Annotated in this window: 14 protein-coding genes and 3 pseudogenes; 9 read left to right on the top strand and 8 right to left on the bottom strand. The window is 68.2% G+C overall.

Annotated elements, in window-relative coordinates:
* Positions 1-8: 8 nt before the first annotated feature.
* The 4 genes from LGN17_RS24060 to LGN17_RS24075 all read left to right on the top strand — a co-directional run bounded on the left by LGN17_RS24060 (position 9) and on the right by LGN17_RS24075 (position 4704).
* Positions 9-1427 carry an efflux transporter outer membrane subunit gene (locus LGN17_RS24060; protein ID WP_226198886.1) on the top strand — a complete coding sequence of 473 codons (1419 nt, stop codon included), beginning with the start codon at positions 9-11 and terminating at the stop codon, positions 1425-1427.
* A gap of 47 nt (positions 1428-1474) precedes the next feature.
* The gene (locus LGN17_RS24065) at positions 1475-2593 is read left to right on the top strand and encodes an HlyD family secretion protein (protein ID WP_226198887.1); all 1119 of its coding nucleotides are present in this window, start codon (positions 1475-1477) and stop codon (positions 2591-2593) included.
* The gene (locus LGN17_RS24070) at positions 2590-4173 is read left to right on the top strand and encodes an MDR family MFS transporter (protein ID WP_226198888.1); all 1584 of its coding nucleotides are present in this window, start codon (positions 2590-2592) and stop codon (positions 4171-4173) included. The genes LGN17_RS24065 and LGN17_RS24070 overlap by 4 nt, the downstream gene beginning before the upstream one ends.
* A gap of 126 nt (positions 4174-4299) precedes the next feature.
* Entirely contained in the window at positions 4300-4704 is a 405-nt protein-coding gene (locus tag LGN17_RS24075; protein ID WP_175956806.1) for a peptide ABC transporter ATPase, read from the top strand.
* Between the two features lie 169 nt (positions 4705-4873).
* On the opposite strand, the pseudogene LGN17_RS24080 reads toward LGN17_RS24075, so the two are convergent.
* From LGN17_RS24080 to LGN17_RS24105, 6 genes and pseudogenes are all read right to left on the bottom strand, one after another.
* Positions 4874-4993: pseudogene (locus LGN17_RS24080) on the bottom strand (XRE family transcriptional regulator); the annotation flags it as partial.
* Between the two features lie 57 nt (positions 4994-5050).
* Positions 5051-5860 (bottom strand): TlpA family protein disulfide reductase, encoded by an 810-nt coding sequence (locus LGN17_RS24085; RefSeq protein WP_226198889.1) that lies wholly within the window; start codon positions 5858-5860, stop codon positions 5051-5053.
* Positions 5861-6203: 343 nt separating this feature from the next.
* A complete protein-coding gene (locus tag LGN17_RS24090; RefSeq protein WP_226198890.1) occupies positions 6204-6797 on the bottom strand; it encodes a DUF4410 domain-containing protein in 594 nt (197 codons plus the stop codon).
* A gap of 222 nt (positions 6798-7019) precedes the next feature.
* On the bottom strand, positions 7020-8027 hold the full coding sequence (locus LGN17_RS24095) for a hypothetical protein (RefSeq protein ID WP_226198891.1): 1008 nt from the start codon (positions 8025-8027) through the stop codon (positions 7020-7022).
* A gap of 326 nt (positions 8028-8353) precedes the next feature.
* On the bottom strand, positions 8354-8830 hold the full coding sequence (locus LGN17_RS24100) for a GNAT family N-acetyltransferase (protein WP_226198892.1): 477 nt from the start codon (positions 8828-8830) through the stop codon (positions 8354-8356).
* A 265-nt stretch (positions 8831-9095) separates the two neighbouring features.
* Positions 9096-9329: pseudogene (locus LGN17_RS24105) on the bottom strand (zinc-binding dehydrogenase); the annotation flags it as partial.
* Positions 9330-9607: 278 nt separating this feature from the next.
* Between LGN17_RS24105 and LGN17_RS24110 the strand changes: the two are divergent.
* Positions 9608-11272, top strand: a complete 1665-nt coding sequence (locus LGN17_RS24110) for an ABC transporter ATP-binding protein (protein ID WP_226198893.1) — start codon at positions 9608-9610, stop codon at positions 11270-11272.
* Between the two features lie 33 nt (positions 11273-11305).
* Here LGN17_RS24110 and LGN17_RS24115 read toward each other — a convergent pair whose 3' ends face one another.
* The gene (locus LGN17_RS24115) at positions 11306-12343 is read right to left on the bottom strand and encodes an aldo/keto reductase (protein WP_226198894.1); all 1038 of its coding nucleotides are present in this window, start codon (positions 12341-12343) and stop codon (positions 11306-11308) included.
* Positions 12344-12471: 128 nt separating this feature from the next.
* Between LGN17_RS24115 and LGN17_RS24120 the strand changes: the two genes are divergently transcribed.
* From LGN17_RS24120 to LGN17_RS24130, 3 genes are all read left to right on the top strand, one after another.
* Positions 12472-13359 (top strand): LysR family transcriptional regulator, encoded by an 888-nt coding sequence (locus LGN17_RS24120; protein ID WP_226198895.1) that lies wholly within the window; start codon positions 12472-12474, stop codon positions 13357-13359.
* A gap of 175 nt (positions 13360-13534) precedes the next feature.
* On the top strand, positions 13535-13834 hold the full coding sequence (locus tag LGN17_RS24125) for an ArsR/SmtB family transcription factor (RefSeq protein WP_226198896.1): 300 nt from the start codon (positions 13535-13537) through the stop codon (positions 13832-13834).
* 20 nt (positions 13835-13854) lie between these two features.
* The gene (locus LGN17_RS24130; protein ID WP_226198897.1) at positions 13855-15207 is read left to right on the top strand and encodes a pyridoxal phosphate-dependent decarboxylase family protein; all 1353 of its coding nucleotides are present in this window, start codon (positions 13855-13857) and stop codon (positions 15205-15207) included.
* An 83-nt stretch (positions 15208-15290) separates the two neighbouring features.
* Here the strand turns inward: LGN17_RS24130 and LGN17_RS36555 are convergent, their stop codons facing one another.
* Positions 15291-15416, bottom strand: a complete 126-nt coding sequence (locus LGN17_RS36555) for a hypothetical protein (RefSeq protein ID WP_264166046.1) — start codon at positions 15414-15416, stop codon at positions 15291-15293.
* Between the two features lie 17 nt (positions 15417-15433).
* Here LGN17_RS36555 and LGN17_RS36890 point away from each other — a divergent pair.
* Positions 15434-15565 (top strand): annotated as a pseudogene (locus LGN17_RS36890) (Zn-dependent hydrolase); the annotation flags it as partial.
* Positions 15566-15671 lie beyond the last annotated feature (106 nt).

Raw genomic sequence — 15671 nt, forward strand, 5'->3', positions numbered from 1 at the left:
CCTCCCGTTTGTCCGTTGCTGCCGCGCTGCTGAGCGCCGCGATGCTTGCCGCCTGCTCGGTCGGCGCACCGTACCGTCCGCCGGTGGCCGATGCGGCGCGCACGGCGCCGTTCGACGCGGCGGCCGATGCACCCGTCGCGTCCGGCGGGGCATTGCCCGATCGCTGGTGGCAGCTGTTCGACGATCCGGCGCTCGACGCACTCGTGCGCGAAGCGCTCGCGCAGAACCGCGATCTCGCGGTGGCCGCGGCGCGCGTCGCGCGTGCGCGAGCCGTGCTCGATGAAGCGGACGCCGCGCGGTTGCCCGATACGACGGCCGGCTTCGGCGTCGACTACGGCAAGCACGCGTCCGACCAGATCGTCGCGAGCGCGAAGGGCACCGATGCGCGTACGCGCTGGGGTTTCGCGCCGTCGTTCGCGGTGTCGTGGGAAATCGATCTGTGGGGGCGCGTCGGCCATCTCGTCGACGCCGCGCGTGCCGATTCCGAGGCCGTGCAGGCTGCGTCGGATGCGATGCGCGTCGCGGTGGCCGCCGAAACGACGGCCGCCTATGCGCAGGCGTGCGCGTACGGCGAGCGGATCGACGTGGCCGAGCGCTCGGTCGCGATCGCCGACCGCCTCGCCGCGCTGACCGCCCGGCAACGTGCACACGGTCTCGTGTCCGATCTGGAAGTCGCGCGATCACGCGCATTCGCCGACGACACGCGCGCCGATTTGCCCGCGCTCGCAGGCGCGCGCCGTGCCGCGTTGTATGAACTGGCCGTGCTGACCGGGCACGCGCCTAGTGCGATTCCCGACGCGGCCGCGCGCTGTCGCGCGACGCCGTCGCTGGCGCGACCGTTTCCGGTCGGCGACGGCGCCGCGCTGCTTCGGCGCCGGCCCGATCTGCGCGAAAGCGAGCGGCGGCTCGCCGCGTCGAACGCACGGATCGGTGTCGCGACGGCCGAGCTGTATCCGTCGATCGTCCTCGGCGGTTCGGTGAACTGGCTGTCGACGACCGGCGATCCGTCGTCGCTCGGCGACAAGTACGCGATCGCGTGGGGCGTCGGGCCGCTGATCACCTGGCGCTTTCCGAATGTTGCAACGAGTCGCGCGCAACTCGCGCAGGCCCGCGCGGACGATGCCGCCGCGCGTGCGTCGTTCGATGCGCAAGTGCTGCGCGCACTGAAGGAAACCGAGCAGGCGCTCGCACGCTATGGCGCCGAGTGGCGCCACAAGGCCGCGCTCGACACCGCGCGTGCCGAGCACGCACGCGCTTACCGGCTGGCCGAACTGAACTACGACGCGGGCGCGCTGGATTTTCTCGGCGTGCTCGACGCACAGCGCAGCCTCGTCGCGGTCGATGCCGCGCTGGCCGCATCGACGCAACAGGTCGCGCTCGATCAGGTGGCCGTCTTTAAGGCACTGGGGGGCGGCTGGCAGCGCTAGCCGCCTGTTCGTGACTCCGCCCGCACTCAACCATTCCGATTCCGATCATGAGCACCACAGCCGTCCCCGAGAAATCCGCCCGTTTCGCGCGGCGCCACTGGATCGCCGCCGGCGTCTTCATCACCGTCATCGCGCTGGCCTGGTTCGGCTGGCGCTGGTGGACGGTGGGCCGCTTCATCGAGCACACCGACGACGCGTACGTGCGCGCCGACGTCGTGACCGTCAGCCCGCGCGTGGCCGGCTATGTCGCACGCGTGGCCGTCGACGACAACCAGCCCGTGAAGCGTGGCGACGTGCTCGTCACGCTCGACGATCGCGACTATCGCGCGAAGCTTGACGATGCGCAGGCGGCCGTCGCCGCGGCCGAGGCAACACTGCGGGCCGAGGAAGCCGCGGCCGCCACGCTCGACGCGCAGGTCGGCCAGCAGCGCAGCGTGATCGAGCAGGCGCAGGCCGACGCGGCCGCCGCGCGTGCCGAAGCCGCGCGGCGCGATGCCGATGCGGCGCGCTACCGGCAGTTGTTCGCCGAATCGGCCGCGAGTGGGCAACGCTGGGAACAGGCGCACGCCGATGCGCTGAAGGCGCGTGCGGAACTGGCCCGCGCGAGCGCGGCGGTGCGCGCGCAGGACGACCAGCAGACGGTGCTGCGCCGGCGCCGCGCACAAAGCGCGGCTGCGATCGAGCAGGCGCGTGCCCGGCTTGCGGCGTCCCAAGCGAAGCGCGCGCTGGCACGACTCGATGTCGAACATACGGTGATCCGCGCGACGCGCGACGGCACGATCGGCCAACGTGCGGTGCGCGCGGGCCAGTACGTCGAGGTCGGGATGCCGCTGCTCGCGGTCGTGCCGCTGCGCGACGTGTACGTCGTCGCGAACTTCAAGGAGACGCAGCTCGGCGCGATGCATGACGGGCAGCCAGTCGAGATCGACGTCGATACATACTCGGGCCGCACGCTGCACGGCCGCGTGCTCGGGCTCGCGCCGGGCTCGGGTGCCGAATTCGCGCTGCTGCCGCCCGACAACGCGACCGGCAACTTCACGAAGGTCGTGCAGCGCGTGCCCGTGAAGATCCGCCTCGATGCCCCGCCGCCGGGCCTGGTGCTGCGGCCCGGCATGTCGGTGATCGCGCGCGTCGATACGCGCGGCGCGCCGGGAGCCGGGTCGTGACGGCGGCCGCAACGCAGGCCCCGCACGACGAAGCCGTATCGCTGCGCGCATGGGTCGCGGTGCTCGGCGGCGTGTTCGGCTGCTTCATGGCGGGGATGAACGTGCACGTGACGAACGCGTCGCTGCCCGACATCCGCGGTTCGCTGGGCGCGAGCTTCGAGGAAGGGTCGTGGATCTCGACCGCGTACCTCGTCGCCGAGATCGTCGTGATTCCGCTCACCGGCTGGCTCGTGCAGGTGTTCTCCGCGCGCCGCGTGCTGCTCGTCGGCGCAACGGGGTTTCTGGCGTTTTCGATCGCGTGCTCGGTCGCGCCGAACATCTCGTCGATGATCGTCGCGCGCGCGTTGCAGGGCGCGTTCGGCGGCGTGCTGATTCCGCTGTCGTTCCAGCTGATCGTCACCGAGCTGCCGCCGTCGAAGCATCCGTTCGGCATGGCGCTGTTCGCGGTGGCGAACAACGTCGCGCAGGCGGCCGGGCCGTCGCTCGGCGGCTGGCTCACCGACATGTATTCGTGGCGCTGGATTTTTTATCTGCAGATTCCGCCCGCGATCGCGCTGATCGTGGCGATCGCATGGGCGATCCGCCCGGTGCCTGTGCAGTTGTCGAAGCTGCGCCAGGCCGACTGGTTCGGGATCGCGACGATGGCGCTCGGCCTGAGCGCGCTGCAGATGGTGCTGGAGGAGGGCGGTCGCAAGGACTGGTTCGCGTCCGACCTGATCGTCGATCTGTCGATCGTCGCGGCGGCGGGGCTCGCGGCGTTCGTCGCGATCGAGCTGCGGCGCAAGGAGCCGTTCATCAACCTGCGGCTGCTCGGCCGCTACAACTTCGGGATCGCGAGCCTGATGCAGTTCCTGTTCGGCGCGGTGGTGTTCGGTGTGGTATTTCTCGTGCCGAACTACTTCGCCGAACTGCACGGCTACAGCGCGCGCGACATCGGCCTCGCGATGATCCCGTACGGGCTCGTGCAGTTCGTGATGTCGTTCCTGACGCCGCCGCTGATGCGCCGCACGAGCCCGCGCGCGACGATCGTGCTCGGCTTCGCGCTCGTCGCGGCAGGCTGCCTGATGAACATCCACCTGAGCGCCGACGCCGCATCGAATGTGATCGTGCCGTCGCTCGTCGTGCGCGGGATCGGGCAGTCGCTGGTCGTGATCGCGCTATCGGTGATGGCCGTCGACGGAATCGAGAAGGCGCAGCTCGGTTCGGCATCAGGCGTGTTCAACATGGTGCGCAACGTTGGCGGCGCGATCGGCATCGCGGTGGCGAGCCAGATCGTCGTCGAGCGGCAGAAACTGCACGCGATGCGGATCGGCGAGGCCGTTTCGCCGTTCTCGGCAGCCTTTCAGGAACGCATGACGATGCTGGTGCGGCTGCTGTCGCGTGTGCACGTGCCGCGTGCCGATGCGTTGCCGGGTTCGTCGACCGGCGGCGTGCACGAGCTGGCCCTCGCGCTCGTGAATCAGCGCGTGATGCGCGAGGCGCTGCTGATGGCGTACAGCGATACGTTCCTGATCGCGGGTGTCGCCATGGTGGGGTGTACGGCAGCTGCGTTCGTATTGAAGGGAAAGAAGAAAGCGTGATGGGGACAGACGCCTGACAGTGAAGCCTGACATAGCTGACAGGCGATGACTTCTTGCAATGGGCGTATCGTGCATGCGTCGCGCGCGAGGCTGTTCTCCCGCGCCCATCACGATGAGGAGTGTGGCATGACGAAGGATGATTCTCTGAGGGGACAGATCAAGGAGCAGGCTCAGGCCGCGGATCGTCACAACCTGGCCCGGCCGGCCGCGAACGGCGCGCTGTGGGCGCGCGGTCTCACGACGCAACGGGTTGCCGACCTGTTCAAGACCCTGCAAGGGTTGCCGGGGCACTGGATGCAGTTGCAGAACGAGGTCAACGCCGGGAACCGCTATTTTTACGGCGTGCAGAATGGCAGCGTGACGACCGACGAGGGGAAGGCGCTGATCCGCTGGATCGCCAATGCGGTCGTGAGCGCCGCCGGGAATGCGCAGTTCGACTTCCCGCTGCAGCAACTGCGTTTCACCGCCGACATGGGCTGGCTGAAGCTCCAGCGTGTGCAAGGGCGCGTGATGGTGTTTTCGCAGCCTTGACCGTCAGTTCCGGCGCGTCGCCGGAATCCGCGGCGATCAGTACGGTGCCGGTGTATCTAGGGTGATCGCGGAGCGCCGGTACGTTGCTCCCGCTCGCCTGTGACGGGCCTTCGGCGGCGGCCGGGCCCGGCCCGCTACACACACTGCGTTTCGTTCATTCCGCGGGCCGTCAGACCGGCACCGTGATGCCGGCCGAACGCGGCGGCCCCGCAGGCCGCACCACGATTTCCACATGCTGGCCCAACGACGCCAGCGTCTGCATCAGCCGTTCCAGCGAAACGTTCCGGAGCCTTTCGCGTTGCTCGGGCGTGACGACGCGGTGCCGCTGTCCTTCGGACGGCGCGCGTTACTGGCCGAAGCGGTCCGCCACGGCATCCTTCAGCCGTGCGGCGGTGATCTCGCCCATGTGCGATTCGACGAGATTGCCTTTCGCGTCGAAGAAGAGCGTCGTCGGCAGCCCGCGCGAACCGTAGGTCTGCATCGCGTGCAACGTGCGGTCGAGCAGCACGTGATCGAACCGCAGTCCCTTCTGTTCGAGGAACGCGCGCACCGCTTGCGCGTCTTCGCCCTGGTTGACCATCAGCACCGTCATCCCGGGATGATCCTGCTGCGCTTGCGCGAGGATCGGCATTTCGCGTTGGCACGGCGGGCACCACGTCGCCCACAGGTTGACGACGACGGGCTTGCCCGCGAAGCGTTGCACCGGTACCGGCGTGGCGTCGAGCGCTTCGAGCTGCAACGCGGCAAGCGGCGGCGCGCTGTGCTGCAACGTGGCGAGCGTGCCCTGCGCGATGCCCCATGCGGCAACGCCCGCGAGCATGCCGGCCATCACCGGGCGACGCAGCGCGGGCAGGCGGCGCAGGCGCCAGCCCGCGAACACGATCGCGGCCGCGAGGCCGATGCGCCAGTCGAAGCCGCCGTCGCCGAGCGCGATGATCGAGCGCGGTGCGGCCGCGTACTCGTGCCACCACTGCGCGACGTAGCCGATACGCGCGGCGAGCAGGCCGAGCAGCAGCGTGTCGAGGATCAGGCTCGATGCGGTCTTGTGGTGTCCATCAGGCGGGCGGCGCTGGATGAGGCGCGCGACGAGCCACGCGAGCAGTGCGGCGACGGCTACCGCGACGACGCGGATCGAGAAGGGACCAATGCTCAGCATGAGGAAGGGTAGGGTGCGAACGAGCGGGGCTGGAGACGGGATTGTCCGCCACGGCGACGAAGCCGTCGACGGTCGTGTCGGCGATTCGACAGGTCGCCGCGGATGGGGGTTCCCGCCGGGAACGTAACGGCTCGTTGCGAATTCGACGGAAGAGCAGGTTCAGGACGCCGTGATTTTCAGGCGCGCATGCTGCAAATCGGACCGGCCCGATGCTCAGCGGCGGTCAGCGGAATCGCGTTCATCGACACGACACGGGCCGGATATGCGCTTCGTCGTCGCAGCGGCGAGCGCGGTGATTGACGCCCGACGGGCCTTGCATGCGGGGCCCGCCGGGCGTCGGCGATTACAGATTGCCCGACGGGGCTTGTGCTGCGTTCGCTTGCTGCGCGTCGGTCGCCGGATCGAGCGTCGTCAGCGTCTTCTCGGTGAACTTCTCGTACAGCCAGTTCAGGCGCGTATCGTCCATGCCGCCGGCGAGGCCGCCGAGCGCATACGAGGCCGACACCTTGAAGCGGTCGATCTGATGATTGTCGGCGTCGGTGAGCGTCACGGTGCCGTCGACGTGATCGTTGCCCGCCATGAAGCCGAACATCACTGCCGAGAAGCTCGAGCGCACGCGAATGCCGTTGACTTCGATGTTCAGGTGCATCGCATCGGTCGAACCCGCCGTTGCCAGCAACTTGCGTGCGGCCAGTGCGCTTTCGATTTTCCCTTTCAGGTTCTCGGGGCTGAATTTCAGATTGTCTTTCAGCGCGTCTTGCGCGGCTTTGTCGAGCGTGACTTGAACGATCACGGGTTTCGAGCCGAATTTGGGCGTCGATGCAGTTGCGATGGCCCCCGGCTGATCGCTGGCGTCGCGTGTCACGCTGCTCGCGCAGCCCGACAGGAAGCCGATCGTCACCAATGCCAGAGCGGCATGACGGAATACAGATTTCATGATTTGGTCTTTTGGGTTTGGGTTATTTGAGATGGCTCTGAGGCCGGGCGAAAATCTAACACCGGACGAATCAATTCAAAAGGTCGAATAAATCGACAATCGATTCGGGATTTATTGATCGCGATGTCGTACGCGAATGGAATGCCGGTTGACCGCGTTGCGAGCGCGTGGGGGGGGCTGGCGATCGGGCGTGACTGCCGTGGGGCTGATTATTGCGGACGATCACGGTCCGTTGCCGGAGACCGCGCCGCCGAGCCGATACGCGGTGAAGAACTCGTACCAAGGCGACCCTTCCCCAACCGGCACGTTGAGCGCGGCCGTCCGCCGCTTCAACACGCCGAACACGTCGTTGATCCGCGCTGTCTGCCCCGCATCGTTGAACGGATAGGGCCGCGCCCGGCCGGCCGCGAATGCGCCATACGCAATCGCAAGCAGCCGCGCGCTGTCGTCGGTCGACGCGATCGCACCGTTGATCATTTCGGCGAAGCGCGGCCGGTCTTCGGCGCGCGATCCGGACAGGCACAGGAACACGATCGCCGATAGTTCGTGTAGATCCTTCACCCGCAGCAGCTCCGGCAGCCGCGCGACGATCCGCTCGACCGGTTCATCGCGCAGTGCATCGCCGAAGTCGAGCACGGCGGTCATCGGATTCGTGTCCGCTTTCAGGCGATCGAGCGCCGACGATACGGCCGACGCGCTCGCCCCGTCGGGCGACGCTGCCGGAGCAGCCCGCAACGCATCCGCCACCTGCTGCGTCCATTCCGGAAAGATCATCCGCACGTTGCCGAACTGTTCGCCGCCTTCCGCCGCCGGATTCCAGCGATACACGATCGTGCCGCCGCGAATGAACGGCGAATACAGGTGCTCGGGGGTCTGGGGCAGCGGCCGCCGGTTGATCGGCAGCCAGGCGAGCGTCAGCCAGTCGTAGCGGCCGGTGGCGGGCACGGCAGGGCTCGAGCTCGCGACGACCTGCCACGTGCCGCGATTCGCATAGCGGCGCCGCGCGTCGGGTACCGGGACGGTCTGGCCTTTCGCGGTGTCGAAGTACGTCGTGCCGGTCACGTTCGCGCCGCTGTCCGCGGCCGGCGTGATGGTGGAGATGACCCACGACGCGCCGTCCGCCGACCGATAGTCGGACGGCTTCAGCGTGGCGACGTCGTGCACCATGCGCGTTTCCGCCGCGACGGGGCTGGGCGGGAGATTGGCGGGCGCGGCCAGGATGCTCGGCATGGGATTTCCTCGGAATCGGGTGCGCATCGCCGAGCGAGGACGACGCGCGGCGGCGCGGATTGTTTTATGCCACTGTAGAACGTCGCCGCCGGAAACGGAAACCGGCCGTGCGATGCCCCCGCCCGCGCGTGCCGCTGTTTTTGTGGATCGAGGCGCGGCCGGCGGGTTGAGCGGGTCGCTGGGGGACACAAAAATTGACCGCAAGGAGGATCGTGTATCCCCGGGGTGACAAGGTTTGCCGAAGCGGCTGTTCCGGAAGCGATCATGGCCTTCAATCGGGCCGGGAAATCCACGAGATGGCACTTGCCCGCGCGTCGCCGTTCAGCTCAGCGCGACAACTCTTTCCGGTAGAGCACGGCTCCCGGCTTTTCCGCGACGGTGTCGTAGAGCCGCTTCGCCGTGTGATTCGTTTCGTGCGTCTGCCAGTACACGCGTTCGGCGCGATGCGCACGCGCGGTGTCGTACACGGCTTCGATCAGCGCGCGGCCGACGCCCTTGCCGCGCTCGCTGTCGAGCGTGAACAGGTCCTGCAGGTAACAGGTCGGCCCGGCGAGCGTCGTGCTGCGGTGATACAGGAAATGCACGAGCCCGACGAGCCGGCCGGCGCGTTCGGCGACGAGCGCATGCACGGGTTCGTAGACGTCGAAGAAGCGCGACCACGTGAGCTGCGTGATGCGCCGCGGCAGCGCGGTATCGTCGAAGCGGCCGTAGAAGCGGTTATAGCCGTCCCATAGCGGCAGCCACTGGTCGTAGTCGTCTTCCGTGACCGCGCGTACGGTCAGTCCGGTGTCGTTGGCGTTCATGTTGGCGGACCTGTCGAGGAGAAGTGCGCGCGCCGCCGGTCCGGCAGGCGCGTCGCAGGTCTCTACGATAGGAAGTCCGCGGCCCCATGGGTAGGCCCATGACGACGGCTTTTCTTGGTGCCACGATGCGCGTGATTCTTGTGAGGTTGGCTGACCGTCAGAACCTGCGGTGGTCATGTCGGCTGCGCTCGGGGCGGACAGATTCAGCTCCGCGCATCGCTGAGCCGCGGGCGCAACTCGCTACGTTCAGCCTGAGAGAAAAAGATCACGCCCCTTTGGAACTAGCACCCCGTTCGGGATAAGCCGACGGCTCGACCGCAATCGCGATTTTTCCTCGAACCCCGTTGTCGGGACGCTCCGGCAGGGCATGCGCGAGCGGAATGTCGGCAAGGGAATAGACGGCACCCACGTGCGGCCGGAGCTGACCGCATTCGATCGATGCACTCAACTCATCCAGCTTGCCGGGGTTTTGTCGCGTCAAGACAAAGTGATAACTCGCGATATCGGGACTTATCGATATGTCAATGTGAGTGCGCGCCGCCGTTCTGTCGAGTCGGCCCGGTTCTCACGCAGCGCCTGGGTTCGCATGCATCCGTTGGAACGGCAGTGATCAACCGCCCAAGGGTCCTGCTGAACGGAACGGGCTTCCGGGAACCGCGCGACACCGCCGCCGTGCCGCCCCAACGTCACCATGCCACCACGCCATTCCTTTCGCTCTGTTAGACTTTTTCGCCCATCGCCGCCATCCGGGCTGCGCCGTGCCCGGTTCATCCCGCCATGAACGAAACTCGTGCGTCGCATCCGATCACCGAGGTCCTGCGGGCCTACTGGAAGGCCGATCGCCTGATGTTGCTGACGGTCGTGGCCGTCGTCATCCTGTCGAGCGCGAGCGCGGTTGCCGCCCCCTATCTGTTCTCGCGCCTGATCGATGCGCTGTCGCACCGCGGCGTGCTCCACGCGCTGATCCCGGGCTTCGTGATCTACGCGGTGCTGCTGGGCCTCGCCAGCGCGCTGCAACGCGTGGTGCAGTACCTCGCGTTCATGAGCTCGGAGAATCTGGGCTTCATCACCAGCACGCGCTTTTTCGAGCGCATCCTGAACAAGACCACGGCGTTCTTCGTCGAGCACAATCCCGCGGAAATCCAGAACGCGAACCAGCGCGGCAGCCGGGCGCTGTCGGTGCTCGTGCTGCTGAGCCTGATGGACCTGATTCCCGGCACGCTGCAGATCGTGCTGACGCTCGTCACGCTCGGCGCGCTGATCAACCTCGAGGTCGTGGCCATCACCGCCGCCTACGGTGCGGTCGCGGTGACGATCGCGATCGTTGGCGCGCGGCGCTCGCGCGCGTTCCTCGATCGCGCGATCGAGGCCGGCCAGGAGAATGCGCGCTTCGTCGGCGGCGCGATCCATGCGATGGAGACACTCCGGCATTTCGGCAGCCATCGCTGGATGAGCGAACGTTTCTCGGAGAAAGCGCGCGTCGTGCGCGACAGCTGGCGCGCGTATGTGCTGCAGCACGTCCGCTATCTTGCGGTGCTGGGTCTTGGTCTCGCGATCCAGTTCATGGTGACGTTCTGGCTGCTGCTGCCGCGCCATGCGGCGGGCGCACTGTCGATCGGCGACATCGTGCTGTTCAACACGTTGCTGCTGCAACTGAACCAGCCGTTCGAAATCATCGCGCGCGCGGTCGCCGAGTGCGCACGCTCCCGCGCGGAGCTCGGGCCGTTCGCGGCGCTGTGGACGGCGCCCGAGGAGCGGCAGGTGTCGCACGTGTCGGCGTTTTCGCCGCGGGACGGGCGCATCGTGTTCGACCACGTCGCCTATGCGTACGACAACGGCCGCGGCGTGACCGACGTCGACTTCGTCGCCGAACGGGGTGCGATCACGTTCCTCGTCGGCGAAACCGGTGCGGGCAAATCCACCGTCTTCAAGCTCGCGCTGAAGTCGATCGAGCCGACCGGCGGGCGCATCCTCGTCGACGGTGTCGATCTCGCGGCGATCGATCGCGCCGACTGGTACGGCGCGGTCGCCGTCGTGCCGCAGGATGTCGTGCTGCTGAACGAAAGCCTCGAGGACAACATCCTGCTCGGCCGGCCACGCGATGCGCAGCGTCTGCGCGAAGCGGCGGCGAAGGCGACGATCCTGACGTTCATCGAGAGCCTGCCGGACGGCTTCCGCACCACGGTGGGCGAGCGCGGGCTGAAGCTGTCCGGCGGCGAGCGCCAGCGCATCGCGATTGCCCGCGCGCTGTACGGCGATCCGACCGTGCTGTTTCTCGACGAAGCGAGTTCCGCGCTCGACGAAGCCACCGAGCGCGACATCATGGAGCACGTGCGGCTGCTGGCCCGCGACGTCACGGTCGTTGCGATCACGCACCGGCGCTCGGTCATCGGGCCGGCCGACAAGGTCGTGCGGCTCGGCGAAGCGCGCGTGCCGGCCTAAGGCGACACGGCCACCTTCGCCGGCCGTCGGCGCTTACCCGCGCAGCGGCGGATTGAGTTGCGCGAACGCCTGCTGGCGGCGATACGGGAAGTACGGATACGGTGCTTCCACCGCGCTCGCCGCGTCGAGTTTCGCGACCTGCGCATCGGTCAGTGCCCAGCCGGCCGCGCCGAGGTTCTGCCGCAGCTGTTCCTCGTTGCGCGCGCCGATGATCACCGACGACACGGTCGGGCGCTGCAGCAGCCAGTTCAGCGCGATCTGCGGTACGGTCTTGCCGGTTTCCTCGGCGATCGCGTCGAGCGCATCGACCACGTCGTACAGGCGTGCGTCGTCGACAGGCGGCCCGAAGCTGGCCGTTTCATGCAGGCGGCTACCTTCGGGCAGCGGCGCGTTGCGCCGGATCTTGCCGGTGAGCCGGCCCCAGCCGAGCGGGCTCCAGACGAGCGCGCCGAGCCCCTGGTCGGCGCCGAGCGGCATCAGGTCCCACTCGTAGTCGCGGCCGACGAGCGAGTAGTAGACCTGGTTCGCCACGTAACGCGACCAGCCGTGCCGATCCGCCAGCGCCAGCGATTTCATGATCTGCCACCCCGCGAAGTTCGACACGCCGATGTAGCGCAGCTTGCCCGCGCGCACGAGATCGTCGAGCGTCGACATCACTTCCTCGACCGGCGTGCCCGCGTCGAACGCGTGGAGTTGCAGCAGGTCGATGTAGTCGGTGCCGAGGCGGCGCAGCGCGTCGTCGACGGCGCGCACCAGCCGCGCGCGCGACGTGCCCGCGTCGTTCGGGCCGGCGCCGGTCGGCAGGCCCGTCTTCGTCGAGATCAGCACCTGGTCGCGGCGTCCCTGGATCGCGGCGCCGAGCACGCGCTCGGATTCGCCGTCCGAATACACGTCGGCCGTGTCGAACAGGTTGACGCCGGCGTCGAGGCAGATGTCGATCAGGCTGCGCGCTTCGTCGACGCCCGTGTTGCCCCATGCGCCGAACAGCGGGCCGGTGCCGCCGAACGTGCCGGCGCCGAAGCTCAGGACGGGAACCTTGAGGCCGGAGCGGCCGAGGGTGTGGTATTCCATGGCGGGTTTCCTTTGGGTAATCGAAGTGTCGAGGGGTGCCGCGTGGCCAGGGTCGCCTCACTGTATCGCTTGTGGATATTCCGGATAATTGGGCAGACTTCGAAAATATCGTTCGGAGGAGGCGAATAATGCTGCTCGATAATCTCGCGCTGTTCCTGCGCATCGTTGAGAAAGGCGGGCTGGCCGTGGCGGGCCGAGAGTTCGGGCTGTCGCCGGCCACGGTGTCCGAGCGGCTGACCGCGCTCGAGCGCCACTACGGCGCGGCGTTGCTCACGCGCACGACACGCGCGATCAGCCTGACCGACGAAGGCCGCATGCTCGTCGACGGCGCGCGACGCCTGCTGGCGGAGGCCGATGAACTCGAAAGCCGCGTGCGGTTGGGTGTGCAGTCGCTGTCGGGGCCCGTGCGCCTGAGCGCGCCGGCCGATCTCGGGCGAGAGCGCGTGGTGCCCGTCGTCGACGCGTTCCTCGTCGAGCATCCGGGCGTCACGGTCGACCTGCATCTCGGCGACGGTTACGTCGATGTCGTCGGGCAGGGGCTCGATTTCGCGATCCGGCGCGGCACACTCGCCGACAGTTCGCTGCGCATCCGTTCGCTCGGCCGGGCGCGGCGCGTGGTGTGCGCGTCGCCCGAGTATCTCGCGGCGCACGGCACGCCGCGGCATCCGGACGAACTTGCCGCGCACGACTGCATCGTGATGCGCTTCGGGCCGGACCTGTATGCCGAATGGCCGTTCAGCATCGATGGCGAACCCCGGCGCGTGGCGGTGCGCGGCCGGCGTGTGGCCAACGATGGCGCGCTCGTGCGCGCATGGTGCGTCGCGGGGCATGGCGTCGCGCTGAAGTCGCTGGTCGACGTCGAGCAGGATCTGGCGTCCGGCGCGCTCGTCGAAGTCCTCCGCGCGTTCTCGCCGGGCGACGTCGATTTGCAGATCGTCTATCCGGGCAACGCCGTGCAACCGCGGCGCGTGCGTGCGCTGATCGACAGGTTGGCGCAGGCGCTGGGCGAGGGGTAACGGGCAGGTTCATGTGGTCCGCCGAGCGTTGCGGCGCGTGTCTCGCCACGATCGTATCGAAGGCCGGCGTGACGATCCGGGGGCGCGATGCCGCCAGTTGAAACCGGCGTTCGCTCTCGATTGCACACATTTCGTCATTTAGCTAATATTCGAAACGTTAAATGAAACCGAACCCATGGACGACGTCACCCGCATCAGCGCACTGGCCAACGAAAGCCGCCTGGCCGTGATGCGCTGGCTCAAGCAGCCACACAAGCATTTCCCGCCGCAGCCGCACGGCGATTTCGACGAGCTCGGCGTGTGCTGCACGTACATCACCGAGAAGCTCGGCATCGCGCCGGCCACGACCACGCGCCACATGCGCATCCTCGCGGATGCCGGGCTCGTGCAGGCGACCCGCGCCGGCAAGTTCACGTACTACAAGCGGATCGACGGCGCGCTGCAGCAACTCGGCCGCGATCTTTTGCAACTCTGACTCCCAAGAAGGCAACCGACATGGACGAACTTGCATTGCTGGCCGACGCCGACCGGCGCGCGCACGCGTATCTGGCCGCGACGAACGAGCGGCGCGCGTTTCCCGACGCGGCCGCATTGGCCGGCCTTGCGGCGTTCGACGAGCCGCTGCCCGATACGGGCCGCGCGGCCGACGACGTCCTGCGTCTGCTCGACGAGCGCGGCACGCCGGCGACCGTCGCGTCGAACGGACCGAACTACTTCGGCTTCGTGATCGGCGCCGCGCTGCCGGCCGCGGCGGCGGCCGAGCGCTTGATGCTCGCGTGGGACCAGTGCGCGTCGTCGTATGCGAATTCACCGGTGGCCGCGACGATCGAGCGCCAGGCCGCGCGCTGGGTGGTCGACGTGCTCGGGTTGCCCGAAGGGAGCGCGGTCGGCTTCGGCACCAGCGCGACGGCCTGCACGCTCGTCGCGCTGGTGGCCGCGCGGCGCGCGCTGCTCGCACGCAAGGGCTGGGACGTCGACGAGGACGGCCTGATCGGCGCGCCCGAGGTGAAGGTCGTGATCTCCGAACTCGCGCACATCACGGTGAAGAAGGCGCTGCGCGTGCTCGGTTTCGGGATGAAGCGCCTCGTCGTCGCGCCGGTCGACACGCATGGCCGCATCGACCCGGCGCACATGCCGCCGCTCGACGACATGACGATCCTCTGCGTACAGGCCGGCGAAGTGAACACCGGCGAGTTCGATCCGTTCGCGGCGCTGATTCCGCCTGCGAAGGCGGCCGGCGCATGGGTGCACGTCGACGGCGCGTTCGGCCTGTGGGCGCGTGCGTCGTCGAAGCGCGCGCTGACGGACGGCATCGACGGCGCGGACAGCTGGACCACCGACGGCCACAAGTGGCTCAACACGCCGTACGACGGCGCGATGGTGATCTGCCGCGACGCGGCCGCGCTTGCGACCGCGATGAACAGCGACGCCGTCTACCTGAGCGGCGCGCAGGACGCGCAGAAGAATCTGAACCTCGAATTCTCGCGACGCGCGCGCGGCATCCCCGTGTGGGCCGCACTGCGTTCACTCGGCCGCGCCGGCGTGGCCACGATGGTCGAGCAGCATTGCGCGCAGGCGGCGCGGGTCGCGGACGGGCTGCGCGCCGCCGGCTACGACGTGCTGAACCGCGTCGTGCTGAACCAGGTGCTGGTGCGCGCCGGCACCGACGATGAAACGGCTGCGATCCTCAAGGCTGCGCAGGCATCGGGCGACGTGTGGTTCGGCGCGACGGTGTGGCAAGGGCGGCCGGCGTTCCGGATCAGCGTGTCGTCGTGGCGTACCGAAGACGCGCATATCGATCGTCTCGTGGCATTGCTGACGGCGTTGCGCGGCGTGCACGTGCGCTGAGCGGCGACAACGCGGCGGCGCGCGCGGCGGTTCACTCCGTCACGCGCGGCGCGTTTCGCGTATGCGCCGGATAGGCCGCATCGTCAGCGCACCGAGTCGGAAAACGCGTGCATCGAGAACGCGAACGCGGCTTCCGCCGGCGCCTCGATCTCCGCTTCCCCGCCCTCCAGATGACCGTCGAGATCGCCGCGATCGTCGCGCACGGTCATGCGTTCGACGCCGATGCGCGCCTGCCGCGATGATGTTCGTGCCGTGCAAGGCCGGCTTGAGCCACAACGAAGCGGAAAATGCCGAGCCGGTGCCCCTCGCACGAGGTGCGCGGGTGCTGGCGAACCTGCTGGCCGATTGCGTGCGTTAGCCACGCGCGAGGGCGGGGCTCGCAACGCCTCTGCAAGCGTGAAAATGGCGGAAAATAGCCGCTGCGCGCGCCACGCCGGCGCAGCGTTCAAACGAAGCATTCACGC

This window comes from Burkholderia sp. AU30280, from assembly GCF_020420125.1.
Taxonomy (GTDB): domain Bacteria; phylum Pseudomonadota; class Gammaproteobacteria; order Burkholderiales; family Burkholderiaceae; genus Burkholderia.

What these genes read in the sequence shown, in the direction of transcription:
- LGN17_RS24100 (WP_226198892.1), bottom strand. Translation starts at nt 8,830, where the DNA reads ATGAACGCCAACGACACCGGACTGACCGTACGCGCGGTCACGGAAGAC.
- LGN17_RS24120 (WP_226198895.1), top strand. Translation starts at nt 12,472, where the DNA reads ATGCTGCTCGATAATCTCGCGCTGTTCCTGCGCATCGTTGAGAAAGGC.
- LGN17_RS24065 (WP_226198887.1), top strand. Translation starts at nt 1,475, where the DNA reads ATGAGCACCACAGCCGTCCCCGAGAAATCCGCCCGTTTCGCGCGGCGC.
- LGN17_RS24130 (WP_226198897.1), top strand. Translation starts at nt 13,855, where the DNA reads ATGGACGAACTTGCATTGCTGGCCGACGCCGACCGGCGCGCGCACGCG.
- LGN17_RS24095 (WP_226198891.1), bottom strand. Translation starts at nt 8,027, where the DNA reads ATGCCGAGCATCCTGGCCGCGCCCGCCAATCTCCCGCCCAGCCCCGTC.
- LGN17_RS24075 (WP_175956806.1), top strand. Translation starts at nt 4,300, where the DNA reads ATGACGAAGGATGATTCTCTGAGGGGACAGATCAAGGAGCAGGCTCAG.
- LGN17_RS24085 (WP_226198889.1), bottom strand. Translation starts at nt 5,860, where the DNA reads ATGCTGAGCATTGGTCCCTTCTCGATCCGCGTCGTCGCGGTAGCCGTC.
- LGN17_RS24090 (WP_226198890.1), bottom strand. Translation starts at nt 6,797, where the DNA reads ATGAAATCTGTATTCCGTCATGCCGCTCTGGCATTGGTGACGATCGGC.
- LGN17_RS36555 (WP_264166046.1), bottom strand. Translation starts at nt 15,416, where the DNA reads ATGACCGTGCGCGACGATCGCGGCGATCTCGACGGTCATCTGGAGGGC.
- LGN17_RS24125 (WP_226198896.1), top strand. Translation starts at nt 13,535, where the DNA reads ATGGACGACGTCACCCGCATCAGCGCACTGGCCAACGAAAGCCGCCTG.
- LGN17_RS24115 (WP_226198894.1), bottom strand. Translation starts at nt 12,343, where the DNA reads ATGGAATACCACACCCTCGGCCGCTCCGGCCTCAAGGTTCCCGTCCTG.
- LGN17_RS24110 (WP_226198893.1), top strand. Translation starts at nt 9,608, where the DNA reads ATGAACGAAACTCGTGCGTCGCATCCGATCACCGAGGTCCTGCGGGCC.